This is a genomic window from Actinoallomurus vinaceus (genome assembly GCF_039542055.1).
Taxonomy (GTDB): Bacteria; Actinomycetota; Actinomycetes; order Streptosporangiales; family Streptosporangiaceae; genus Actinoallomurus; species Actinoallomurus vinaceus.
The window spans coordinates 789830-812565 of record NZ_BAABHK010000002.1; the positions used below are offsets into that span (position 1 = coordinate 789830).

At 71.0% G+C, this 22736-nt stretch carries 21 protein-coding genes and 1 pseudogene; 16 read left to right on the top strand and 6 right to left on the bottom strand.

Annotated elements, in window-relative coordinates:
* The first annotated feature begins 5 nt into the window (after nt 1-5).
* A complete protein-coding gene (locus ABEA24_RS09455) occupies nt 6-1367 on the top strand; it encodes a hypothetical protein (protein WP_345430307.1) in 1362 nt (453 codons plus the stop codon).
* 248 nt (nt 1368-1615) lie between these two features.
* Nucleotides 1616-3196 carry an MFS transporter gene (locus tag ABEA24_RS09460; RefSeq protein ID WP_345430308.1) on the top strand — a complete coding sequence of 527 codons (1581 nt, stop codon included), beginning with the start codon at nt 1616-1618 and terminating at the stop codon, nt 3194-3196.
* 167 nt (nt 3197-3363) lie between these two features.
* Here the strand turns inward: ABEA24_RS09460 and ABEA24_RS09465 are convergent, their stop codons facing one another.
* Entirely contained in the window at nt 3364-3981 is a 618-nt protein-coding gene (locus ABEA24_RS09465) for a LysE family translocator (protein WP_345430309.1), read from the bottom strand.
* 133 nt (nt 3982-4114) lie between these two features.
* Here ABEA24_RS09465 and ABEA24_RS09470 point away from each other — a divergent pair, with 133 nt between their 5' ends.
* Nucleotides 4115-4567 carry an Lrp/AsnC family transcriptional regulator gene (locus ABEA24_RS09470; RefSeq protein ID WP_345430310.1) on the top strand — a complete coding sequence of 151 codons (453 nt, stop codon included), beginning with the start codon at nt 4115-4117 and terminating at the stop codon, nt 4565-4567.
* Nucleotides 4568-4752: 185 nt separating this feature from the next.
* On the opposite strand, the gene ABEA24_RS09475 is transcribed toward ABEA24_RS09470, so the two are convergent.
* The 4 genes from ABEA24_RS09475 to ABEA24_RS09490 form a co-directional block, all read right to left on the bottom strand.
* Complete coding sequence (locus ABEA24_RS09475; protein WP_345430311.1) at nt 4753-5007, bottom strand: VOC family protein; 255 nt, start codon at nt 5005-5007, stop codon at nt 4753-4755.
* 58 nt (nt 5008-5065) lie between these two features.
* Nucleotides 5066-5851 (bottom strand): zinc ribbon domain-containing protein, encoded by a 786-nt coding sequence (locus tag ABEA24_RS09480; protein WP_345430312.1) that lies wholly within the window; start codon nt 5849-5851, stop codon nt 5066-5068.
* 65 nt (nt 5852-5916) lie between these two features.
* Nucleotides 5917-6564 (bottom strand): hypothetical protein, encoded by a 648-nt coding sequence (locus ABEA24_RS09485; RefSeq protein ID WP_345430313.1) that lies wholly within the window; start codon nt 6562-6564, stop codon nt 5917-5919.
* A gap of 250 nt (nt 6565-6814) precedes the next feature.
* Complete coding sequence (locus tag ABEA24_RS09490) at nt 6815-8272, bottom strand: purine-cytosine permease family protein (protein ID WP_345430314.1); 1458 nt, start codon at nt 8270-8272, stop codon at nt 6815-6817.
* Nucleotides 8273-8443: 171 nt separating this feature from the next.
* Between ABEA24_RS09490 and ABEA24_RS09495 the strand changes: the two genes are divergently transcribed.
* The 13 genes from ABEA24_RS09495 (at nt 8444) to ABEA24_RS09555 (ending at nt 22287) form a co-directional block, all read left to right on the top strand.
* Nucleotides 8444-9172, top strand: a complete 729-nt coding sequence (locus ABEA24_RS09495) for a GntR family transcriptional regulator (RefSeq protein ID WP_345430315.1) — start codon at nt 8444-8446, stop codon at nt 9170-9172.
* A gap of 4 nt (nt 9173-9176) precedes the next feature.
* Nucleotides 9177-10310: an LLM class flavin-dependent oxidoreductase gene (locus ABEA24_RS09500; protein ID WP_345430316.1), complete on the top strand. Its 1134-nt coding sequence runs from the start codon at nt 9177-9179 to the stop codon at nt 10308-10310.
* A gap of 2 nt (nt 10311-10312) precedes the next feature.
* Nucleotides 10313-10912 carry an amino acid synthesis family protein gene (locus ABEA24_RS09505; protein ID WP_345430317.1) on the top strand — a complete coding sequence of 200 codons (600 nt, stop codon included), beginning with the start codon at nt 10313-10315 and terminating at the stop codon, nt 10910-10912.
* Nucleotides 10909-11460 carry an amino acid synthesis family protein gene (locus ABEA24_RS09510; protein ID WP_345430318.1) on the top strand — a complete coding sequence of 184 codons (552 nt, stop codon included), beginning with the start codon at nt 10909-10911 and terminating at the stop codon, nt 11458-11460. Before ABEA24_RS09505 ends, ABEA24_RS09510 begins: the two co-directional genes overlap by 4 nt.
* Nucleotides 11457-12257, top strand: coding sequence for an alpha/beta fold hydrolase (locus ABEA24_RS09515; RefSeq protein WP_345430319.1), 801 nt, complete (start codon nt 11457-11459; stop codon nt 12255-12257). The genes ABEA24_RS09510 and ABEA24_RS09515 overlap by 4 nt, the downstream gene beginning before the upstream one ends.
* On the top strand, nt 12205-13701 hold the full coding sequence (locus ABEA24_RS09520; RefSeq protein WP_345430320.1) for an aldehyde dehydrogenase: 1497 nt from the start codon (nt 12205-12207) through the stop codon (nt 13699-13701). Before ABEA24_RS09515 ends, ABEA24_RS09520 begins: the two co-directional genes overlap by 53 nt.
* A 36-nt stretch (nt 13702-13737) precedes the next feature.
* Nucleotides 13738-14163 carry an ester cyclase gene (locus ABEA24_RS09525; RefSeq protein WP_345430321.1) on the top strand — a complete coding sequence of 142 codons (426 nt, stop codon included), beginning with the start codon at nt 13738-13740 and terminating at the stop codon, nt 14161-14163.
* Nucleotides 14160-14690, top strand: coding sequence for a flavin reductase family protein (locus ABEA24_RS09530; protein WP_345430322.1), 531 nt, complete (start codon nt 14160-14162; stop codon nt 14688-14690). Before ABEA24_RS09525 ends, ABEA24_RS09530 begins: the two co-directional genes overlap by 4 nt.
* 61 nt (nt 14691-14751) lie before the next feature.
* Nucleotides 14752-17076, top strand: coding sequence for an ATP-binding protein (locus ABEA24_RS09535; RefSeq protein WP_345430323.1), 2325 nt, complete (start codon nt 14752-14754; stop codon nt 17074-17076).
* Between the two features lie 191 nt (nt 17077-17267).
* Entirely contained in the window at nt 17268-18110 is an 843-nt protein-coding gene (locus ABEA24_RS09540; protein ID WP_345430324.1) for a nitrilase-related carbon-nitrogen hydrolase, read from the top strand.
* Between the two features lie 30 nt (nt 18111-18140).
* Nucleotides 18141-19547: a dihydropyrimidinase gene (hydA, locus tag ABEA24_RS09545; RefSeq protein WP_345430325.1), complete on the top strand. Its 1407-nt coding sequence runs from the start codon at nt 18141-18143 to the stop codon at nt 19545-19547.
* A 12-nt stretch (nt 19548-19559) separates the two neighbouring features.
* Nucleotides 19560-20579: a TIGR03842 family LLM class F420-dependent oxidoreductase gene (locus ABEA24_RS09550; RefSeq protein ID WP_345430326.1), complete on the top strand. Its 1020-nt coding sequence runs from the start codon at nt 19560-19562 to the stop codon at nt 20577-20579.
* 151 nt (nt 20580-20730) lie between these two features.
* Nucleotides 20731-22287, top strand: a complete 1557-nt coding sequence (locus ABEA24_RS09555) for an NCS1 family nucleobase:cation symporter-1 (protein ID WP_345430327.1) — start codon at nt 20731-20733, stop codon at nt 22285-22287.
* 70 nt (nt 22288-22357) lie between these two features.
* On the opposite strand, the pseudogene ABEA24_RS09560 reads toward ABEA24_RS09555, so the two are convergent.
* Nucleotides 22358-22501, bottom strand: a pseudogene (locus tag ABEA24_RS09560) (endo-1,4-beta-xylanase); the annotation flags it as partial.
* Nucleotides 22502-22736: the final 235 nt, after the last annotated feature.

The window sequence follows — 22736 nt, forward strand, 5'->3', positions numbered from 1 at the left end:
CCTCCGTGCCTCGACGCCTCCTCCGCATCCCCGCTGTCAGCGCCGCTCTCGCTCTCGGCGCGGCCGCCCTGACCGGATCCGCCTCCGCCACCCCGCCCGCCGTCCCGTCCCACCTCGGCGGCACGCTCGCCGACGGCGCGACCTGGGTCGCCGACCTGCCCTCCCACTGGAACGGCACGCTCCTGCTGTTCAGCCACGGCTACGGGCCGACGACGGCGCAGGACGCGCCCTCCGACGACGCCCGCACGGCCCTCCTCGCCGAGGGCTACGCGCTCGCCGGCTCCTCGTACGATCCGCACGGCTCCTGGTGGGCGCTGAACAGCGCCGAACGCGACCAGTTCGCCACCCTGGACGCCTTCACCCGTACGGTCGCCCGGCCCGCCCGGACCCTGTCGGTCGGGCAGTCCATGGGCGGGCTGGTCAACGCCCGCATCGCCCGCGACGGGGCGGGTCGCGTGGACGGCGCCCTCGGCCTGTGCGGGCTGGTGGGCGGCGGGGTCGACCTGGATGACTACCAGTACGACGCCGAGTACGCCATCGCCTCCCTGCTGCTGCCCGGCCAGGACGTCCCGCTCAGCGGGTTCGCCGACGCCGGCGCGGCCGCCGCGACCGCGCAGCGGCTGACCGCGGCCGTCACCGCCGCGCAGGCGACTCCCGCCGGACGGGCCCGGATCGCGCTCGCCGCCGCGTACCTCAACCTGACCGACTGGGCCCCGGGCCAGAACCCGCCGGCCGCCGGCGACGCCGAGGGCCAGGAGGCGCAGCAGTTCGCCTGGCTGAGCCAGGGACTCCTCGCGTTCATCGAGAACGGCCGCTGGTCCATCGAACAGTCGGCGGGCGGGAACACGTCGTTCAACGCCGGTGTCGACTACGCGGCACTGCTGCGCCGGTCCGAGCACGCCGCCGAGGTACGGGCCCTCTACCGCGAGGCCGGCCTGGACCTGCGCGCCGACCTGACGAGCCTGACCCGGGGCGCGCACCTGCACGCCGACGCGCAGGCACGGCGCACGCTGCAGGCCACCTCCACCGCGGGGCAGGGCCTGGCGGCGCCGTTGCTCGACCTGCACACCACCTCCGACCAGTTGGTCCCCGTCGAGCAGGAGGCGGCGTTCGCCGCGCGGGTCCGGGCGGCCGGCGACGGTGCCCGGCTCCGGCAGGCGTACGTCGCCCGTCAGGGTCACTGCGCGTTCACCACCGCCGAGATGGTGGCGGGCGTGCACGCGATCGGCCACCGCGTCGCGACCGGGCGCTGGGACGACGTCGCCGAACCCGCCGCCCTGCAGCGCGCCGCGCTGGCCCTGAACCTCGGTGGCGCCGCCTTCGTCCCCTACCGCCCCGGCCCGCTCGTCGGCGCCCGCGGACGCTGAACGGCCTTCCGCCCACCCGACCGTCAGCCACCCCCCTGACTTGACCGTCCCGCCGGGGGCCGCCGAACCGCCTCTTCGAGCCGATCGCCGAGCCGTCTCCTCCCGAGCAGGCCACCTTGGCAGCCGTCGAACCGCCCCTCCCCTGCCCGCCACCTCGTCGGCGGCCGCCGAGCCGCCCCTTTCCCGGCCGAGCGAACCGCCACCGACCGGGGCGTCCCATCCCACCGCTCTTCTCCCCAGGAACCCTCATGTCGCTGCGCGAACACTCCGACCCGGGGCCGGCCAGGCTCCCCCTCGGCACGCTCATCGCGGGCTGCCTCGCCGTCTGCCTCGCCCAGATCGCCCTCGCCATCCCGGCCACCCTCAACGGCCTGTTCCAGGAGGACCTGCACCCGATCGGTTCGCAGCTCACCTGGATCTCCGACGCGTTCCTGCTGCCCGTCACCGTGCTCGAGCTGACCTTCGGCGTGCTCGGCGACCTCTTCGGCCGCAAGCGGCTGCTGGTCGGCGGCTCATCACTGATCGTCGTCGGTGAGATCGTCGCCGCCGCCGGCCACGGCGTCCACCTGCTCTGGGCCGGTCAGGCGATCGCCGGCCTGGGCGCGGCCGCGCTGTTCCCGACCTCCCTGGCCATGGTGGCGGCGGGGACCCGCACCCACCAGACCCGTTCCCGGGCGATCGCGATCTGGGCGGCGTCGCTGTCCACCGGCGGTTTCATCGCGCCGGTGCTCGGGGGCATCACCGGGAACTACGGATCCTGGCGGTGGGCCTTCGTCGTGGTCACGCTGATCGCCGTCGTCAGCACGGTGGTCAGCCTCCTGCTGGCCACCGACTCCAGCGCGCCGGAAGGACGCTCACTCGACCTGGGCGGCCAGGTCACGATCGGCATCGGCCTGTTCGCGCTGCTGTACGCGGTCATCCAGGGGCCGACCGACGGCTGGGGCTCCGCCCCGGTGCTCGCCGCCTTCGCCATCGCGGCGATCTTCGTCGTGTTGTTCATCGTGGCCGAGCGCCGGGCCCGCTCCCCCCTTCTGCGCCTGGATCTGTTCACCAACCGGGCGTTCGCGATCGCGTCGTTCGTCGCCGTGGTCGGCATGTTCAGCTTCCTCGGCACGGCGTACGCGACGAGCATCCGACTCGGCCCGATCCAGCACCAGAGCCCGCTGCGCTCCTCCGTGGCGTTCCTGCTGCTGAACGGCCTGGCGCTGGTCCTGCTTCCCGTCACGTCCCGGCTGCTGGAGCGGATGGCCGGCCGCTGGATCCTCACGATCGGCCTGGCGCTGATGGCCGCCGGCGACTTCCTCGCCGCGACGCTGCCGGTCTCCGACCGGGCGCTGACCTCCCTGGTCCTGCCGCTCGGCCTGGTCGGCGTCGGCTTCGCGCTGACCGTCTCCTCCATCACCGCCACCGCCGTGAACACGGTGCCGATCCACTACGCCGGCATGGCCAGCGCCGCGACGAGCCTGCTCCGCGACTTCGGCTTCACGCTCGGCCCAGCGGTGATCGGCGCGGTCGCGCTGAGCCGGGCGGCCTCGCAGTTCACCACCGGGCTGGCCACCTCGTCGCTGAGCCCGCAGGTCAAGGCCGCGGCCGGGCACGTCGCCGCCGAAGGCGGCCCACTGGCGGTGAACTCCGTCCCGCCCTCTTCCCCGCCCGGCGGCGCCGCGCCCATCGCCCTGGACGCGCTGGGGCACGGCTACACGATCGGCTTCGTCGTCTGCGGCGCGGCCGCGCTGGTCTCCTGCCTGCTGGCGCTCGTCGCCCTCCGGGGCCGGGTCCAGGAGGACGCCGACGAGCTGTCGGCGGCCGAGGCCACGGCGACCGCCTGACGCGCCGATCGGCGCCTCGGCGCCGGGAACCATCGATCTCCTCTCGTCGCCGCAGGGCCGGACGCTTCGCGCCCGGCCCTGCGGCGACTCAACGCGGCACTGCGGCGCCGGGTGACCGCTGAGCTGGTCTTTCGTGGCATCCCCTGACTCCGTGGCGGAGTCCGCGTCTAACCGGCCAGTCGCTCCACCAGCAGCAGCACACCGATCCCGACCATCGCGGCGCCGGAGAAGCGGATCACCGCCCGGGCCGCCGTGGGCCGTACCCGCAGTACCAGGCGCGCTCCCGTGCCCACCCCCGTGTAGACCACGGCGCAGCTGGCCACGTGGACCGACCCCAGCATCGCGATCTGAATCGCGATCGGCCAGCGCGCGTCCGGGTCGGTGAACTGCGGCAGCAGGGCCAGGAACAGCAGGAACACCTTCGGGTTGAGCCCGCTGACCCCCGCGCCCTTCACCGCCCGCCGCACCCACGAGCCGGCCACCTGCTCCCCGCTGGTCTGCGGGGCCGGCGGGCGAGCCAGCGTGCCGATCCCCAGCCACACCAGGTACACCGAGCCCATCACCGTCAGCGCGGTCAGCACCAGCGGGGTGCGGGCCACCAGCGCGGCCACCCCGGCCGCCACGACCGCGGTGGCCACCAGATGCCCGGCCAGCATCCCGCCCACCGCCGGCAGCACCGTCCGGTGCCGGAGCCCGGCCGCGATCGCGTACGCCCAGTCCGCCCCCGGTGTCAGCACGAACAGGAAGGACACCGCCCAGAACGCGGCGACGGTACCGATCGCCATGACCTCACTTCTCCTTCGCACTCGCGGAGCCCCAGAAGGCCTGAGGGCCCCGGAAAGGAGATTAGGGAAGTATGCATGGAATGTGCTTCCAACCTTTTCCCCGATACGGCGCGGATAGGGAAGAATCTGCTACATGGACGACGTAGACCGGAGGATCCTTGCTGAGCTCCAGCAGGATGGTCGCCTCACCATCACCGAACTCGCCGAGCGGGTCCGCCTCAGCGTCTCGCCCTGCCATCGCCGCCTGCGCGCCTTGGAACGCTCCGGGGCGATCAGCGGCTACCGTGCGCACCTCGACGCCAACGCCCTCGGCCTCACCTTCGACGCGCTGGTCTTCGTCACCATGCGCGACGCGAACCGCGACACCATCGCCGCCTTCGAAGAGGCCGTCGCCGCCGTTCCCCACGTCCTGCAGGCCCAACGGCTCTTCGGCGACCCCGACTACCTCCTGCGCGTCATCGCCCGCGACCTGCCCGCCTTCCAGAGGCTCTACGACGACCGTCTCGCCGCCCTCCCCGGCGTCCAGCGCCTCACGTCCACCCTCGTCATGAAGAGCATCGTCGAGGACCGGCCCCTGCCCCTGTGAGCCACGCGGCTCGACCCGCTCCGCCGAGAGCCGGAAGGACTCCACGGCCGCGCCCTTCTCGGGAGGTTCCATCTCGTCACACCGGCGGCGCGGTGAACAGCACGTCCGGGTCGTTGAACTGCTCCTTGGCGATCACCTCGCTCATCGGGTCGGCGGTGCCCCACTGATCCTGCGTCAGCGGGTCGTCAACGTCGTGGAGTCCGGGATGCGGCGCGCAGCGCCCGGCCGGTGCCCCGCACGTACTCCTCGACGCCGCGCATCTCGAACGACGCGTGGTGGAGGGAGACGTGCGGGGCCGCGAGCGATGCGAAGCTGTGGTGCAGCGGGCTGCACCACAGGAAGTACATGAGATCGCCCGTGCGCGACAGCGTGTCGGACAGCCGGAACCCGAGGTGGCGTTCGTAGAACGCGCGGAGCCGGGCCGGGTCCGGGGAGTTCACGACGCAGTGCGAGACCTCGCGCTCTTCCAGCGTCTCTGATCAGCTTAGGGATCCGTAGTCATATTGATTCTGGGCGTTGTGACTGGGGATCTGTCCACCGGGGTGGGTTGGCGTGGGCGTGCAGGTGGAAGCCTGCGCCCAGTGCCGCCCCTCGCGGCCGGTGCCGTGGGCGGCCCCGGCTGGTGGTGGGTGTGCTTGGGCTGATCGTGTGCACGATAGTGGTGCGCACGCCCTGGTACCGGCAGGCCGCGCGGGGCGGTCTGTGGTCCGTGTGAGCGTGTCCCTCCGGACGCTGACCCGCCGGCCTTTGAGGGCCGGGGGTGGAGGGTGCCCTGCGTCGCCTGGGCGCGGGGCGTGGAGGTCGGCGCGGGGTCGGCCCAGTCTTGGACCGGTCACTCCCGCTCGCTGGAGCAGTCGCGGTCGCAGTGATGACCGCGCTCGCTTCGAGGGTGCCGACGATACGGCCGATGGCCATCTGACCGGTGGCGCGATCGACGACGGTGGTGTTGTTTTGGTGGGTCATGCCACGGGCGGCGATGCGCCGCCATGCACCGTGGTCACGGTCACCCTGCCAGCCACAGTCAGGGTCGGGGCAGAGCGCCCACTTCCACCCGGGTGTGGTGGGCCGGTCGGGGGCCTTGCAGTGCCGCAGCGGCAGCAGGCAGCGCGGGCAGTGCTTTGAGGTGTTGCGGGCCGGGACGGTGACCACGGCGATGCCGGCCTCGGCGGCCAGGTGCCGCATGTTACCGACGATCTGCCCCCGCACGGCCTCGGAGAGCCGGGTGTTGAGGGTGCGGCCCATGCCCTTGGCCTCCATCGACCGCAGATCCTCCACATAGATCACACTCGCACCCACCGCGATCGCCTGATCCACCGCCCAGCGCGCCGCCGACCAGGCCAGTGCGTCGTTCAGACCCGACCGCGATCGGCCACATGCCGACTCTCGGCCGCCAGCTTGGCGCGTTTGGCGGCCAGGTGGTGGTCCTCGTTGCTGCCGATGAGGCGGGTGTAGGTGTCGGTTTTGGCGTGCAGGTGTTCGCCGTGGCGGCGCAGCCGGTGCTGGCGCGCCATCACCCCACCGGCCCGGAACATCGCCCCGGCGCCCAACGCGGTGATGCGGCCGTCGGGATACAAACGGCAGGCCCCGACACTGAGCAGGGTGTTCAGCCCCCAGTCCACACCCAGCGCCACCGTGTGCCCGGTCCGTTCGGCTCTGGGGACGGCGTGGGAGAACGCCAGGTCGGCGAGCACCTTGCCACCACCGCCCAGCCTGGTTGTGGGGCGCAGTGTGGGCAGGTGCAGTACCGCGTCCGGCGGAACGGTGGGCGGCCGCGTGATCGGACAGGCCACCCAGGACCAGTCGGCATACGAGCGCGGATCCGGGCGGGTGGGCAACTGCACCCGCAGCAACACCCTCGCCGGGTCGTCCTCGGCGCGTTCCAGCGTGGCCTGCTGCCGGTCCACCGCGGCCAGCACCAGCACTCGCTCGAGATCAGCCCTCAGGGCGCCGACCACCCACCAGCGAAACGCCGTCGAGCACAACCTCGCTTTCGCCATCGTAAGCAACCACAGCAACTCAACGCCCTCCAGTGACCGCTACGTAACACGCCGGAGCTGGCCCGGGTTTCATGACCTCGCCGGCACCCTGCCGGATCAGGGCCTCATACACCGGCGCGAGGTCGGGCACGGCGCGGCGCGGGAACGGGGCATCGGCCCTCTGAATGCCTGGTATGACGTGGGTCACTCCCCCAAAACACAAGCGCGCCGGTGGGCCTTTGCCCCACCGGCGCGCCGGACGTGTGCCGGGCTACCCCGCCTGGACGGACGATGTTCCGGAGTCGGCGACTCCGGTCTGCGCCGGCTGCACGGCGCTGCTCCTCCGACCGTGCAGGTACCCCGACAGCGGCGAGAGACGGTACGTGAGGAGGTACACGACGGCGGCGACGGCCGCACCGACGTAGTAGGAGATGTCGCCGAGACCCGCGTGCGCGTGGGCGACCGGGCCCGTCCACACGTTGGACACCCAGAACGGGAGGGACGCCGCACAGCCGATCAGCCAGGCGAGAAAGCCCCACTCGACGGTCCGTGAGCGGTCGTACAACTCGTTGATCCTGTTGACCCTGTCGGCGAGGAAGTAGTCGAGGAAGACGATGGCCACCCAGGGCGCGATCAGGTAGCCGGACGCGACGAGGAAGTCGTGGAACCTGGCGTAGATGTCGCCGCTCAGCCAGAGCGACAGCACCATGGTCAGGATGGTCGCGACGATCGCCGCGACCTTGCGGGACACCGGCACTCGGAGGGTCAGCAGGGAGATCGCGCCGCCGTACAGGTTGAGCCCGTTCACCGGGAAGGTCGAGACGACGATGGTGAGCATCGCCAACGGGGCGAAGCCACCGGTCAGGTGCTTGACCGACTCGATGACGCCGGCCTTGCCCGCCGCGCTGGCGACCAGGGCGCCGATGGCGCCGAGCCAGAAGATCGCGCAGAAGTTGCCCGCCGCGGTGTTGAGCCGCACCCGGCGGCCCGGCGTGTCGGCGGGCAGGTACCGGGAGTAGTCGGAGGCGAAGGGCGCCCAGGCGAGCAGGAAGGAGAAGAAATATCCGGCGGAGGTGATCCAGCCGCCCGCCACGCCGACGTAGAAGGATGCGTGCGGATCGGCGTGCACGGTCCAGTGCGCCTTGGTCAGAGCCACGATCGTGATCGCGAGGAACAGGACGCCGAGCAGGGCGCTGCCGATCCGGTTCACAAAGTGGATCATGTTGTACCCGAACACGACCAGCAGTCCCTGCCCCACCGAGATGGCGACGATCCCGGCCCAGAACGGAACCGGCAGCAGTTCCTTCAGGGCCTCCGCGCCGATGATCGTGTTGACAACGGCCCAGCCCACCGCGGCGAAGACGTTGACGATCGCCACGGACGGATAGTTGCCGTAGTAGCCGAGCGCCCCGCGGGCCTGCACCTGCTGCGGTAGGCCGAGCCGGGTCCCCATGGCGGCGAGCACGCCCATGAGCAGGGCGCCCGCGGCGGTGCCGACGGCGATGGCCAGGAGGGCCTGGGGCAGCGACAGCCCGAAGTAGATCGGCCAGAACCCGAGCAGGAGCAGGGGCAGGGTGAGGTTCCCCCCGAACCACGTGAAGAACTGGGAGCTGGGCCGGCCATGCCGTTCGGCGTCGGGGATGTGGTCGACGCCGTACGGCTCGACCTTGGCGATGGCGTCGCGATAGCCGCGGTCCCTGGCGTCGGCAGCAGAGTCGATGTGGGCCATGGGGCGCTCCGTATCTCTATCGACTTGCATGGTAGCCACGAGGGTCGACCCAAGCCCTCGGCACTGTCAATAGCTCGACACGGATTCGATCAACGCGACCTACCTGCATGCGAAGGTAAGGGGTCGGAGATGCCTTGACGCGTTGGGCCGGCCAACTTACCGTCTCGTACCATGCAAGAGTCCTCCAGAACGGCCGAGCCCGGGAGACGGGCGCAGCGCAACGGCGGCGTCAGCATTCAGGCCGGCGTCGCCGACAGGCTCCGCCGGAAGATCACCAAGGGCGACCTCACCCCCGGGTCGAGCCTGTCCGAGGTGGCCCTCGCCGAGGCGTTCGGTGTCAGCCGCACCCCGATCCGCGAGGCTCTCAAGCAGCTCCAGACGGAGGGGCTCGTCGAGATCCGGCCGCGTGTGGGCACCTTCGTCTCCACCCCGTCCCGCCGGGAGGTCACCGAGCTGTTCCAGATGAAGGAGCTGCTGGAGGCCGCCGCCGCCCGCCTGCTGGCCTTCCGCGGTCAGGTCCCCGAGCTCGATCGGCTCCGCGCCAGCGTCCGCGCGGCCGACGAGGCGGTCGCCGCCGGTGACGTGGAGCGTTACGCCGAGCTGGTGCACGAGTTCCACGAACTGCTCATCGAGGGCGCGGACAACGGCAAGCTCGAGGCCCACTACCGCATCCTGATGAACCAGCTGGCCTACCACCGCCTGGTGCGCACGTCCCTGGCACAGCCCAGGCGCCTGGTCAACTCCAACGCCGAGCACCACCGCGTCCTGGAGTACATCGAGGCCAAAGACGGCGATGGCGCCGAACGCGTGATGCGCGAACACGTCCGGGCGAGCCACCACGCGCTCGTGGCCGGAATGGAGACGCAGGACCGCTCCAGCGCGGGCGAAGAAGAAAGGTGACCCTATGCGCTTCTCGATCTTCCACAACCTCGGCGCGCCGGGACGACTGGGCGAATATCACCAGGTCATGGACGAGGCACGGGAGTTCGCCTGCGCCGCCGACAAGGCCGGATTCTGGTCGATCTGGTACACCGAGCACCACTTCGGCCACGAGGGATTCGAGATCACGCCGAACCCGGTGCTCATGGGCGCGGACATCGCCGCCCGCACGAGCCGGATCCGGATCGGACAGGCGGCCAACATCGCCACCTTCTGGCACCCGCTGCGCCTCGCCGAGGACATCGCGATGCTCGACCGGCTGTCCGGCGGGCGGGTGGAGGTCGGAGTCGGCCGGGGGCTGTACGGCCGGGAGGCCCTGAACCTCAACGCGCTGGCCGATCCGCGCGATGAGGAGCAGAACCGCGCGCTGTTCGAGGAGACCCTCGAGATCATGCAGAAGGCGTGGAGCGGTGAGTTCTTCGCGCACAAGGGCCGCTGCTACGAGTTCCCGGCCCCGGGTGTCCGCTGGAGCCACCCGCTCTCCCCCTCAACCCCCGACTTCACCGACGACGGCGTCATCACCAAGATGGCCGTCACCCCGCGCCCGTTGCAGTCGCCGCTGCCGCTGTGGCAGGTCATCGACTCTCCCCGGTCGATCCGGTGGGCGGCCGAGCGCGGCATTCAGGGCATGTTCTGGCTGCCGCCGGTCTCGGCGCTCAAGGAGCGCTTCGCGCTGTACCGGGACGCCGCGAGTGAGGCGTCCGGCCGCGAGTATGCGCTCGGCGAGGGCATTGGGCTGGTCCGCGACGTCTACGTCGCCGACACGATGGAGCAGGCCCGGCGGGAGTTCGAAGAGGCGGTGATGACCTCCTACCGGTGGATCATGCACTGGCGGGGGCTGCGCAACCTGATGAACGCCGGCGAGGAGCTCACCGACGAGCACGAGCTGTCGTTCGACTTCCTGTTCCCGCGCAACATGCTCGTCGGCACCCCCGAGTACGTCGCCGAGAAGGTCGCCGAGCTGCGCGACGAGATCAACCTCCAGCACCTGCTGCTGTGGACGACCCATCCCGGCCTGCCGCACCGGAACGCCATGCGGAGCCTGGAGCTGTTCGCCGAGAAGGTCATGCCGCAGTTCGCCGGAGCGCAGGGCGGCTGACCGTGGACCCGCTCATCCGCAAGATCGTCACGATGACCGAGGACGTCGTCGCCGAACTCGGCCGGCCGGTCGACCGGATCACCCGCCGTGCCGTGGCCGCCGCGGTCATCCGCAACCCGTGGCACGGCCGCGGTTACGTCGCCGATCTCCAGCCCGAGGTCCGCGACGTGGCGCCCTGCCTCGCCCGGGCGCTGACCGGCCGGCTGATCGATGCGCTGGGCGGCGCCGACCGGGTCGAGGCGTTCGGCAAGGCGGCCATCGTCGGGGTGGACGGCGAGACCGAGCACGGCTCCGCGCTGATCCACACCCCGTACTTCGGCGATGTCCTCCGCGACGCAGTGGACGGCACCTCGATCATCGCCTTCGCCGAGCAGCGCGCCGCTCCGGGCGCACCGCTCACCGTGCCGCTGTGGCACAAGACCGCGAGCGCCACCCGCTCGCACTATCAGACCGTGGAGATCCGGGTGGGCGACGCTCCGCGCCCCGACGAGATCGTCGTCATCGCCGCCGCGTCGTCCGGCTCGCGGCCCAACGCCCGCATCGGCGACCGCACCACCGACTCCGCCGTCGAGATCACCGAATTGGAGGGCGCCACCCCATGAACGTCCGGAAGATCGTCACCTTCGTCGAAGAGATCCATTCCGAGGGCGGCAACGCCGTACGGCCCGCGGCGCGCACCGCCGTCGTCCTCGCCGTCATCGAGAACCCCTGGGCCGGCGAGGGATTCGTCGACGACCTGGCCCCGTTGATCGACAAGGTGGCCCCCGAGCTGGGCGCCCTGCTCGCCCCACGTGTCGTCGAGGCTCTCGGGGCTCCGGTCGAGGCGTACGGCAAGGCCGCGATCGTCGGGCTGGACGGCGAGATCGAGCACGGCTCCGCGCTGATCCACACCCTGAAGTTCGGCGATCACTTCCGCACGGCGGCGAACGCCACCACGCTGCTGCCCGCCGTCGAGAAACGCGCTCCGGCGGGGACAGTGTTCGACATCCCGCTCAAGCACGTCACCGACGCGACGACGCGGTCGCACCATCAGACCGTCGAGGCGCGGGTCGCCGACGCGCCCCGGGCCGATGAGATCGTCGTCGGTCTCGCCGCCGCCGCGCAGGGACGGCCTCAGGCGCGGCTCGCACCGCTGTCGAGCGAGCAGTGATCCACCACCGGACGACCGGGCACGGCCCGGACCTCGTGCTGATCCACGGGGTCGGGCTCGACCGGTCGATGTGGGACCGATGTCTGCCGGAGCTCGCGCGGCACCACCGGGTCACGGTCGTCGAGCTTCGCGGTCACGGCCGCTCGCCGCGTGCCGAGCCGGGCATCACGGTGGCCGATCTGGCGTCCGATGTCGCCGAGGTGGCGGCCGGCGCCTCCCATGTCGTCGGTTTCTCGCTCGGCGCCCTCGTCGCCCAGGAGCTCGCACTCGCCGCCCCGGCCCGCGTGCGCAGCCTCACGCTGGTCGCCTCGGTCGCCGATCGCGGCCCGGAGGAGGCCGCCGCGGTGCGCGCCCGGCTCGACCGGGCGGCCGCCGACTTCGAGGGCGCCGCCCGCGCGGCGGTGGAGCGCTGGTTCTCCGACGAGTGGGCCGCCCGGGAGCCACGGCGGCGCCGTGAGGTGCTCGCCACGCTCCTCGCCAACGACCGGACGTCGTACCTCGCCTGCTATGAGGTCTTCGCCACCGCCGACCGGGACCTGTGGCCCCGCCTCGGCGAGATCTCCGCTCTCACCCTGGCCGTGACCGGATCGGACGATCCCGGATCCACGCCCGCGATGGCCCGGCGAATCGCCTCCGCGATCCCCCGGGCGAGGTCCCTGATCATCCCCGGAGCACGGCACCTGCTGCCGCTCGAGCGGCCCGCCGAGCTCTGCCATGCAATCCGCACCCATGTCAGGAGCGCCAGTGCCGACATCCGCCACGACCCTTCCGCGGCATCAGCATCACATCGGCGGTGAGCAGGTCGCCCCGGAGAGCGGCGAGTACATCCCCAGCTTCAATCCCGCGACCGGCCGGCCCTGGTACGAGGCCGCCGCCGGGAACGCCGCCGACGTGGACCGCGCCGTGCGCGCCGCCCGTACGGCGTTCGAGGACCCGCGCTGGCGCGGCCTGACCGCCACCCGGCGCGGCCGGCTGCTGCGCCGGCTCGGCGACCTGATCGGCGAGCACGCCGAGGACCTCGCACGGTGTGAGTCGCTGGACAACGGCAAGCTGCTGCGTGAGATGCGCGGGCAGCTGGCCGTGCTGCCGGAGTACTTCTACTACTTCGCCGGGATCGCGGACAAGGTCGGCGGCGAGGTGCTGCACACCATGGATCCCGCGATCTTCAACTACACGCGGCGCGAGCCGGTCGGCGTGGTCGGCGCCATCACGCCGTGGAACTCCCCGCTGCTGCTCACCTCCATGAAGCTCGCGCCGGCGCTCGCGACCGGCAACACCGTCGTCGTCAAACCGTCCGAGCACACCTCCGCCTCCCTGCTGCGGCTGGTCGCGCTGCTGGACGAGGCGGGCTTCCCGCCCGGCGTCGTCAACGTCGTCACCGGACACGGGCGCGCGGCGGGCGCCGCGCTGGTCGAGCATCCGGGCATCGACAAGGTCGCGTTCACCGGCAGCACGGAGACCGGGCGGGCCATCGCGGGGACCGCCGGTTCCCGGCTGGCCCGCGTCAGCCTCGAGCTCGGCGGCAAGTCGCCGAACATCGTCTTCTCCGACGCGGACGCGCGCAGCGCCGCCATGGGGATCGTCGCGGGCATCTTCGCCGCCGCGGGGCAGACCTGTGTCGCCGGATCGCGAGCGTTCCTGCACGAGGACGTGCACGACGAGGTGCTGAGCCTGGTCACCGAGCGGGCGGCGGCGATCCGCCTCGGCGATCCGCTGGACGACGCCACCGAGCTCGGTCCGCTGGCCCTCCGCGAACAGCTCGAGAAGGTCCGCCACTACGTCGGGCTCGGCCTCCAGGAGGGCGGCAAGGTCGTGCTCGGGGCCGCGGAACCCGAAGGGCTCGGCGACGGCTGGTACTACCAGCCGACGATCTTCACCGAGACCGACAACACGATGCGGATCTGCCAGGAGGAGATCTTCGGCCCGGTGCTGACCGTCATGCGCTTCCGGGACGAGGAGGAGGCGGTCGCCCTCGCCAACGCCACGTCGTACGGGCTGGCGGCCGGCGTCTGGACCCGCGATCTCGCCCGCGCGCACCGGATGGCGGCCGCCATCGACGCGGGCACGGTGTGGGTCAACACCTACCGTGCCATGTCACCGCTGTCGCCGCTCGGCGGTTTCAAGCAGAGCGGCCTCGGCAAGGAGAACGGACCCGAGGTGATCCATGAGTACACACGCGTCAAGAGCGTCTGGATCAACACCAGCGACGAGCCCATGGCCGACCCCTTCGTCATGCGCTGACCCGGGCGGACCGACGAGCACCATCGGGACGGGATCATGAACGCCACCGAGCACCGGAAGCAGCGGATCGCCGACGTCTGGCACCGCGCCTGGAACGACGGCCGGGTCGACGCGCTCGACGAGCTGCTCGCACCCGGATACGTGCGCCACACACAGTCCGGAGATCAGGACGCCACGAGCCTGAAGAAGGCCATCACCATGGTCAAGCGGGCCTTTCCCGACCTCCGTACCACCATCGACGACCTCATCAGCGAGAATGAGAAGACGGTGGTCCGCTGGCACAGCGTGGGGACCCACCAGGGAGAGTTCCTCGACGTGCCGCCCACCGAACGCGAGGTCGTCGTCTCCGGCATCACCATCGCGCGCTTCGACGGACCCTTCGTCGCCGAGGAGTGGGTCACCTGGGATCCGCGCGATCTCCTGACCACTCTCGGCATCCTGACCCTCCGGGACGTCACATGACAAACACCACGAACATCGCCCCACCGGTCGTCGACGCCGATCAGCTGCGTGCGTTCCACCGCAAGTTCGTCACCGGCGTGACCATCGTCACGACCATGGACCGCGGCACGCCGCGCGGCCTCGCGGTCAACGCGTTCTCCAGCGTCTCGCTCGATCCTGCGCTGATCCTCGTCTGCGTGGCGAAGACCTCCTCGACCTACGAACCGCTGTTCCGCGCGGAGCGGTTCGCGGTGAATCTCCTCGCCGGCGACCAGGTCGGCGTGGCCCGGCACTTCGCGACCAAGAACCCCGACAAGTTCCGCGACGTGCGCTGGCATACGGGTCAGCACGGCAGTCCGATCCTCGACGGAGCGTGCGCCAGTCTCGAGGCCGAGGTCCGCGAACGCGTCCGCGCCGCCACGCACACCATCTTCATCGGCCGGGTCCTCGCCGCGACCTGCCTGGACACGGCCCCACTGGTGTACATGGGCGCCGGGTTCTACGACGGGGCCCGGCTCGAGCCGGCCCCGGAAGGACGCATGCCCTGAGCCGGATCCGGCCCGGCCGAGGAGGCCGGGCCGGGCTCCAGGGATACCTCTCGTGCGCGCCATGTCGTCCAACGTCCTGCACCGACGCCGAACGTCGAACCTGCCCGCCGAGCTGACCAGCTTCGTGGGACGCCGGCAGGAGATCGACACTGTCCGGCGGGTGCTGTCCGAGAGCCGGATGGTGACGCTCACCGGTCCCGGCGGGGTCGGTAAGACCCGGCTGGCCCTGAAGGTCGCCGACTGCCTGCAACGGGTCTTTCCCGACGGGGTGTGGTTCATCGAGCTGGCGTCTCTGGACAGGCCGGAGCTGCTCGTGCACGCCATCGTCGAGGCCCTGGAGATCCGCGATCGATCCTCCCGGCCACCCTTCGAGGTGCTCACCGAACACCTCGACGGCTCGCGGACGCTGATCGTCCTGGACAACTGCGAGCACCTGGTGCAGGCGTGCGCCGTCCTGGCCGACGCCCTGCTGACCGCCGTACCGGAGCTGCGGATCCTCGCCACGAGCCGGCAGCCGCTGACGATCTTCGCCGAGCGGACGCTGGCCGTGCCACCGCTGGCGTTGCCGGGCGGCAACGGACGCCCCCTCGCGACCGCCACCTCCGACGCGATGCGACTCTTCGCGGAACGGGCCCAGGCGGTGGTGCCCGGCTTCGCCGTCACGGACGAGAACCGCGACGCGGTCGAGCGGATCTGTCAGCGGCTCGAGGGCATCCCGCTCGCGCTGGAACTGGCCGCCGTACGGTTGCGGGTGCTGTCCGCGCACGAGCTCCTCGACCGGCTCGACGATCGCTTCCGGCTGCTGACGACGCGCTCACAGACCGTGCTGCCCCGCCACCAGACCCTCCGCGCCCTGGTCGACTGGAGCCATGCCCTGTGCGACGAGAAGGAGCGCCTGCTGTGGGCGCGGATCTCGGTGTTCAACGGCGGTCTGGACCTGGCCGCGGCCGAAGCGGTCTGCGCGGGTGACGGGATCGCCGAAGAGGAGATCGTCGACCTGGTGGCCGGGCTGGTGGAGAAGTCCGTCCTGACCCGGGAGGAGGGCCCGTCCGCGGTCCGATACCGGCTGCTCGATGTCATCCGGGAGTACGGCCGGGAACGCCTCGCCGAGTCCGGGCAGGAGGCGACGCTGCGGCGCCGCTACCGCGACCACTACCGGAGACTGGCCGCCGACGCGTGCGCCAACCTGTTCGGTCCGTCGCAGGTGGAGTGGTTCACCCGGCTGCGAGCCGACCACCCGAACCTGCGCGCCGCGCTGGAGCACCACCACGCCGATCCGGACGACGCCGCGACCGGCCTGAGCATGGCCACCGACCTGCTCTACCACTGGATCAGCAGCTACTACCTCGGTGAAGGCCGCGACTGGCTCGAGCAGGGTCTCGCGGCATGTCCCCGGCCCGACGCCGTCCGGGCGCGCGCCCTGTGGACCTGCGGCTGGATCGCCATCATTCAGGGCGACCTCGACGCGGCCGAGTCGATGCTCGAAGAGAGCCGTGCCATCGGGCAGCGTCTCGGGCTGACGTCGGTCCAGGGCTATGTCGCGCTCTACACCGGGATGATCGCCGTCTCCCGGGACCAGGCCGAAGCGGCGATCGCCTGCTATCGGGAGGCCGTGGCCAAGCACCGGACCACCGGTGACCTGGCCGGCCTGGTGCTCTCGCTCATGCGGCTGGCCCTGGCCTACTCCCTGCGCGGCGAATCCGAACGCGCCGTCGCCGCAGCGGAAGAGGGCATCGCCGAGTGCGACGCCCACGGGGAGGGATGGCACAAGGCGTACACGATGTTCGCGCTCGGCGTCGAGGTGTGGCGCCAGGGCGACCTGCGGCGCGCCGCCTCCCTGGAACAGGAGAGCCTGCGATTCAACCACGCGCTCGACGACCGGCTGGGCGTCGCGGTCGCCGAAGAGGTGCTGGCCTGGATCGCCGCCACGGGCGGGAACCACGAGAGGGCCGCCCTGCTCATCGGGATCCGGCGGCGGACCTGGCAGGCGATCAGAGCGCCGCTGTCCGGGTACGGGAATCTCGTCCCGTATCACGACGAGTGCGAGGCCCGTGTCCGCGCCGCCCTCGGCGACGAGGCCTTCGGGGCCACCGTCCGGCGCGGAGCCTCGATGCCCGACGACGAGGCGCTCGCCTACGCCCTCGAACAGCCCTCGCCCTCCTCCGGTCCGCCGGGCGCCGCTCCGGACTCGCCGCTCACCCGGCGGGAGACGGAGGTCGCCCGGCTCGTCGCCAAAGGCATGAGCAACCGGCAGATCGCCACCGCGCTCGTGGTCGCGGAGCGCACTGCGGAGGGCCATGTCGAGCGCATCCTCCACAAACTCGGGTTCCACTCCAGAACACAGATCGCGCGCTGGGTCATCGAACAAGAGGAAACCGGGAATTAACACCGGTCACTTCTGTCCCTAACATGCGCCTGAGCAGGATCGCAGCAGGTGACGTGGTGGAACATGGAAAGAGGATCGCGTTACAGCGTGGCACTGTACGTCCTATCGGCGGGCTCGTAGCGTCAGCCGTCATAGGCGGGCGTTGCCCTTTTCGTCCTTAGGGACGACATCTTTTCCGGAGGGAAGATCCGATGAGCCCGATCGTGCGCGCGGCCCTCGTCCAGGCGACCTGGACGGGCGACACCGAAACGATGATCGCGAAACATGAGGAGCACGCCCGCGCGGCCGCCGCGCAGGGCGCGAAGGTCATCGGTTTCCAGGAGGTCTTCAACGCTCCGTACTTCTGCCAGGTCCAGGACGCCGAGCACTACCGGTGGGCCGAGCCGGTGCCGGACGGGCCGACCGTGCAACGGATGCAGGCGCTCGCCCGCGAGACCGGCATGGTCATCGTCGTGCCGGTCTACGAGATGGAACAGTCCGGCTTCTACTACAACACCGCGGCCGTCATCGACGCGGACGGCACTTTCCTCGGCAAGTACCGCAAGCACCACATCCCGCAGGTCAAGGGCTTCTGGGAGAAGTTCTACTTCCGGCCCGGCAACCTGGGCTGGCCGGTGTTCGACACGGCCGTCGGCCGCATCGGGGTCTACATCTGCTACGACCGGCACTTCCCGGAGGGCTGGCGCGCCCTCGGCCTGGCCGGCGCGCAGCTCGTCTACAACCCGTCGGCGACACACCGGGGGCTGTCGTCGTACCTGTGGAAGCTGGAGCAGCCCGCCGCAGCCGTCGCCAACGAGTACTTCGTCGCCGCGATCAACCGGGTCGGCGTGGAGGAGTACGGCGACAACGACTTCTACGGCACCAGCTACTTCGTCGACCCGCGCGGCCAGTTCGTCGGCGACGTCGCCTCAGGTAAGGAGGAGGAGCTCGTCGTCCGCGACCTCGACTTCGGCCTGATCGACGAGGTCCGGCAGCAGTGGGCGTTCTACCGGGACCGCCGCCCGGACGCCTACGGCCCGCTCATCGACCAGTGACCGGCAGAGCCGACCGAGGGAGGTAGCCGCATGGGGACCACCGTGATCCGCGGCGGGCTGGTCATCACCGCCGCCGACGAGACGAACGCCGACATCCTCATCGAGTCCGGCCGGGTCACCGCGCTCGCCGCCCGCGACAGCGAGGTCGCGCGCCGCTGGGCGGAGTCCGCCGACCGCGTCATCGACGCCGCCGGCAAGTATGTGATCCCGGGCGGGGTCGACGCGCACACGCATATGGAGCTCCCGTTCGGCGGGACGTCCGCCTCCGACACGTTCGAGACCGGCACCCGCGCGGCCGCGTGGGGCGGCACGACGACGATCGTGGACTTCGCCGTGCAGACCGTCGGGGAGTCGCTGCGCAGCGGGCTGGACGTCTGGCACGCCAAGGCCGACGGGCAGTGCGCGATCGACTACGCGTTCCACATGATCCTCTCCGACGTCAACGAGGACACGCTGAAGGAGATGGACGGCCTGGTCGACGAGGGCGTCACCAGTTTCAAGCTGTTCATGGCCTACCCGGGTGTCTTCTACAGCGACGACGGGAAGATCCTGCGCGCGATGCAGCGGTCCGCCGGGAACGGCGGGCTGATCATGATGCACGCCGAGAACGGCATCGCGATCGACGTGCTGGTCGAGCAGGCTCTCGCCGCCGGGCGTACCGACCCGCGGTACCACGGCGAGGTCCGCCACGCGCTGCTGGAGGCCGAGGCCACGCACCGCGCGATCCAGCTCGCCCGGGTGGCCGGGGCGCCGCTGTACGTCGTCCACGTCTCGGCGATGGAGGCCGTCGCCGAGCTCGCCCAGGCCCGCGACATGGGTCTCAACGTCTTCGGCGAGACCTGCCCGCAGTACCTCTTCCTGTCCACCGACAACCTCGCCGAGCCGGACTTCGAGGGCGCCAAGTACGTCTGCTCCACGCCGCTGCGGCCCAAGGAGCACCAGGCGTACCTCTGGCGTGGCCTGCGCACCAACGACCTGCAGGTGGTCTCCACCGACCACTGTCCCTTCTGCTTCAAGGGCCAGAAGGAGCTCGGCCTGGGCGACTTCTCCAAGATCCCGAACGGGCTGCCGGGGGTCGAGAACCGCATGGACCTGCTCCACCAGGCGGTCGTCGACGGCCACATCTCCCGCCGCCGCTGGATCGAGATCGCCTGCGCGACCCCGGCCCGGATGTTCGGCCTGTATCCCCGCAAGGGCACGATCGCGCCCGGCGCCGACGCCGACATCGTCATCTACGACCCGGGCGCCACCCAGGTGATGTCCGCCGAGACCCACCACATGAACGTCGACTACTCGGCGTACGAGGGGCGGACCGTCACCGGCCGGGTCCAGACCGTCCTGTCGCGCGGCGAGGTCGTCGTCGACGACCGGTCCTACACCGGGCGGGCCGGCCACGGCCGGTTCACCGCCCGCGAGACCTGCCAGTACCTCGGCTGAAAGGCGCGTGACATGGAGTTCGGACTCGTCCTGCAGACCGATCCGCCCGCCTCGCGCGTCATCGAGCTGATGCGCCGCGCCGAGCAGGCCGGCTTCACCCACGGCTGGACCTTCGACTCGGCGGTGCTGTGGCAGGAGCCGTTCGTGATCTACAGCCAGATCCTGGCGCAGACCCAGCGCCTGATCGTCGGCCCCATGGTCACGAACCCCGGCACCCGCACGTGGGAGGTGACCGCTTCGACGTTCGCCACCCTCAACTCGATGTTCGGGAACCGCACGATCTGCGGCATCGGCCGCGGCGACTCCGCGATGCGCGTGGCGGGCCGCCGGCCGAACACCCTCGCCGTGCTCGACGAGGCCATGCACGTCATCCGCGACCTCGCGGAGGGGCGCACGACGGAGGTCGACGGCACCTCCATCCACATCCCGTGGGTGGAGGAGGGCGCCCGGCTGCCGGTCTGGATGGCGGCGTACGGGCCGAAGGCCCTGGCCCTGACCGGTGCGAAGGCCGACGGCTTCATCCTCCAGCTCGCCGATCTCTACCTCACCGAGTGGATGGTCAAGGCCGTCCGGGACGCCGCGGTCGCCGCCGGCCGCGACCCCGGCGAGGTCACCATCTGCGTCGCCGCGCCCGCGTACGTCACCGAGGACGACGCGCCCGAGGCTCTCGCGCACGCCCGCGAGCAGTGCCGCTGGTTCGGCGGCATGGTCGGCAACCACGTGGCCGACCTGGTGAGCAGGTACGGCGAGGCGTCCTCGCTCGTGCCGGCCGAGCTCACCGACTACATCAAGGCCCGTCAGGGCTACGACTACGCGCACCATGGCCGCTCCGGCAACCCGGACACCGCGTTCGTCCCGGACGAGATCGTCGACCGGTTCTGCCTGATCGGCCCGGCCGAGACCCACATCGCCAAGCTCGCGGCCCTGCGGGATCTCGGCGTCGACCAGTTCGCCGTCTACGACATGCACGACGCCAAGGAATCGACCATCGACGCCTACGGAAAGACGATCATCCCCGCGCTCACCGGCTGACCCCGACGCGGCCGGCCGTCCGGCGTCGTCCGGGGGCGACCGCCCGTCGCCCCCGAAAGGCGACCGTCCGGAGGGCCCCTGCCGGTCGCCTCCGGAAGCCGACCATTCCTACGGCGTCCCCTTCGTCCCAGCCCCTCCCGAGGAGCCGCCCATGACCGCCACCTCGCCCTCGCCCGCCGAACCCACCGTCTCCGGCGGCCGCGTCGAGCTCCCGCCCGGCGCGGCCGTGCCCACCGGCCCGTACGCCAATGAGGACCTGCTGCCCGTCCCCATCGCCAAGCGGCGGTGGACGACCTACAACTTCACCGCGCTGTGGGTCGGCATGGCCCACAACCTCGCCTCCTGGACGCTCGCCTCCAGCCTCGTCGCACTCGGCATGGACTGGAAACAGGCGGTCTTCACGATCGCCCTCGCGAACGTCATCGTCCTCGTGCCGATGCTGCTCACCGGCCACGCCGGGCCGCGCTACGGCATCCCGTTCCCGGTCTTCGCGCGCGCCTCGTTCGGGGTCCGGGGCGCGAACCTGCCCGCGCTGGTCCGCGCCGCCGTCGCCTGCGCGTGGTTCGGCATCCAGACCTGGATCGGCGGGTCCGGCATCTTCCTGCTCGCCGGGAAGCTCCTCGGCGACTGGTGGACCGGCGCCGCCCACGTCGGCGGCTATCCCTGGACGCAGTGGCTGTCCTTCGCGCTGTTCTGGGTCCTGCAGATCGGCATCATCGTGCGCGGCATGGAGACGCTGCGCCGTTTCGAGAACTGGGCGGCGCCGTTCGTCATCGTCGGCGCGATCGCGCTGCTGATCTGGATGAGCGTCAAGGCCGGCGGGTTCGGTCCGATCATCGACCAGCCGTCCAAACTCGGCTGGGGCTCGGGCTTCTGGAAGGTCTTCTTCCCGGCTCTCATGGGCATGATCGGCTTCTGGTCCACCCTGTCGCTGAACATCCCCGACTTCACCCGGTACGGCGCGAACCAGCGCGCACAGTTCTGGGGCCAGTCGCTGGGCCTGCCGACCACGATGACCGCGTTCGCGCTGCTGTCGGTGCTGGTGACCTCCGGCTCGCAGGCGGTGTACGGCAAGGCGATCTGGGATCCGATCGAGCTCACGGCCAAGCTCGACAACTGGGCGGGCGTCCTGTACGCGCTGGTCACCGTGCTCATCGCGACCCTCTCGGTGAACATCGCCGCCAACGTCGTCTCGCCCGCGTTCGACCTGTCCAACATCGCGCCGCGTCACATCACCTTCCGCACCGGCGCCCTGATCACGGCGGTCATCGGCGTCGTCATCTTCCCGTGGAAGCTGCTGGCCAGCCCGCAGGCGTACATCTTCACCTGGCTCGGCACGGTCGGCGGCCTGCTCGGCACCGTGGCCGGGATCCTCATCGCCGACTACTGGGTGCTCCGCCGCACCCGGCTGGACCTGGCCGACCTGTACCGGGCGGAGGGCCGCTACTGGTACGACGGGGGCTGGAACTGGCGCGCCGTCGCCGCGTTCGCGGTCGGCGGCTTCCTCGCCATCGGCGGCTCGTACTCCGCGCCCGGCACGGGGCCGTTCCCCGCGGACGGCATGATCCCGATGCTCAAACCCCTCGCCGACTACGGCTGGGCCGTCGGCCTGGCCTCGGCGTTCGTCCTGTACATCCTGCTGACCCGCCTGTTCCCGGCGACCGGTCGGGCGGTGACGCCCGCGCCGGTCGAAGGAGCCCCGGCGTAGCCCTCGGCGCGCAGCGGCGTCCCTCGACCGTTGTGGCGGTCGAGGGACGCCGTCGTTCGCGGACGCCCGATCAGCCCCCGAGGGCGGAGATGACGGAGTAGTAGGCCTGCTTCTTGGCGTAGTTGCCGTCGAACAGCAGCGGGGTGCTGCCGCTCCGCCAGGAGTACTTGTCGGTGACGCCCCAGGTCGTGATGCTGGTACAGCGGGACACGGCGACGCAGGTGGGAGCGTTCGCGACGACACTAGGACGACCGGCGAAGCGCGATCAATCCGGCGGCCCGGCCGCCCGGCTTCCCACCCCGGGCGGGCGGTCGATCGGACCGCTTTGACGTGCGGGGACGCCCGAGAGCATGTCGCCGCCCGGCCGTCGGCGGCCGTGAAAGCTACAACGATCTCCTTACTCGTCGCGGGGGGATATCCCACCTGCGCCGGGGAAGTATCGCCTGGTC

Bases quoted from the DNA above. Each gene is read 5' to 3' on its own strand.
- ABEA24_RS09460 (WP_345430308.1), top strand. From the start codon at position 1,616: ATGTCGCTGCGCGAACACTCCGACCCGGGGCCGGCCAGGCTCCCCCTC.
- ABEA24_RS09465 (WP_345430309.1), bottom strand. From the start codon at position 3,981: ATGGCGATCGGTACCGTCGCCGCGTTCTGGGCGGTGTCCTTCCTGTTC.
- ABEA24_RS09470 (WP_345430310.1), top strand. From the start codon at position 4,115: ATGGACGACGTAGACCGGAGGATCCTTGCTGAGCTCCAGCAGGATGGT.
- ABEA24_RS09485 (WP_345430313.1), bottom strand. From the start codon at position 6,564: ATGGCGAAAGCGAGGTTGTGCTCGACGGCGTTTCGCTGGTGGGTGGTC.
- ABEA24_RS09490 (WP_345430314.1), bottom strand. From the start codon at position 8,272: ATGGCCCACATCGACTCTGCTGCCGACGCCAGGGACCGCGGCTATCGC.
- ABEA24_RS09495 (WP_345430315.1), top strand. From the start codon at position 8,444: ATGCAAGAGTCCTCCAGAACGGCCGAGCCCGGGAGACGGGCGCAGCGC.
- ABEA24_RS09500 (WP_345430316.1), top strand. From the start codon at position 9,177: ATGCGCTTCTCGATCTTCCACAACCTCGGCGCGCCGGGACGACTGGGC.
- ABEA24_RS09510 (WP_345430318.1), top strand. From the start codon at position 10,909: ATGAACGTCCGGAAGATCGTCACCTTCGTCGAAGAGATCCATTCCGAG.
- ABEA24_RS09525 (WP_345430321.1), top strand. From the start codon at position 13,738: ATGAACGCCACCGAGCACCGGAAGCAGCGGATCGCCGACGTCTGGCAC.
- ABEA24_RS09530 (WP_345430322.1), top strand. From the start codon at position 14,160: ATGACAAACACCACGAACATCGCCCCACCGGTCGTCGACGCCGATCAG.
- ABEA24_RS09535 (WP_345430323.1), top strand. From the start codon at position 14,752: ATGTCGTCCAACGTCCTGCACCGACGCCGAACGTCGAACCTGCCCGCC.
- ABEA24_RS09540 (WP_345430324.1), top strand. From the start codon at position 17,268: ATGAGCCCGATCGTGCGCGCGGCCCTCGTCCAGGCGACCTGGACGGGC.
- hydA (WP_345430325.1), top strand. From the start codon at position 18,141: ATGGGGACCACCGTGATCCGCGGCGGGCTGGTCATCACCGCCGCCGAC.
- ABEA24_RS09550 (WP_345430326.1), top strand. From the start codon at position 19,560: ATGGAGTTCGGACTCGTCCTGCAGACCGATCCGCCCGCCTCGCGCGTC.
- ABEA24_RS09555 (WP_345430327.1), top strand. From the start codon at position 20,731: ATGACCGCCACCTCGCCCTCGCCCGCCGAACCCACCGTCTCCGGCGGC.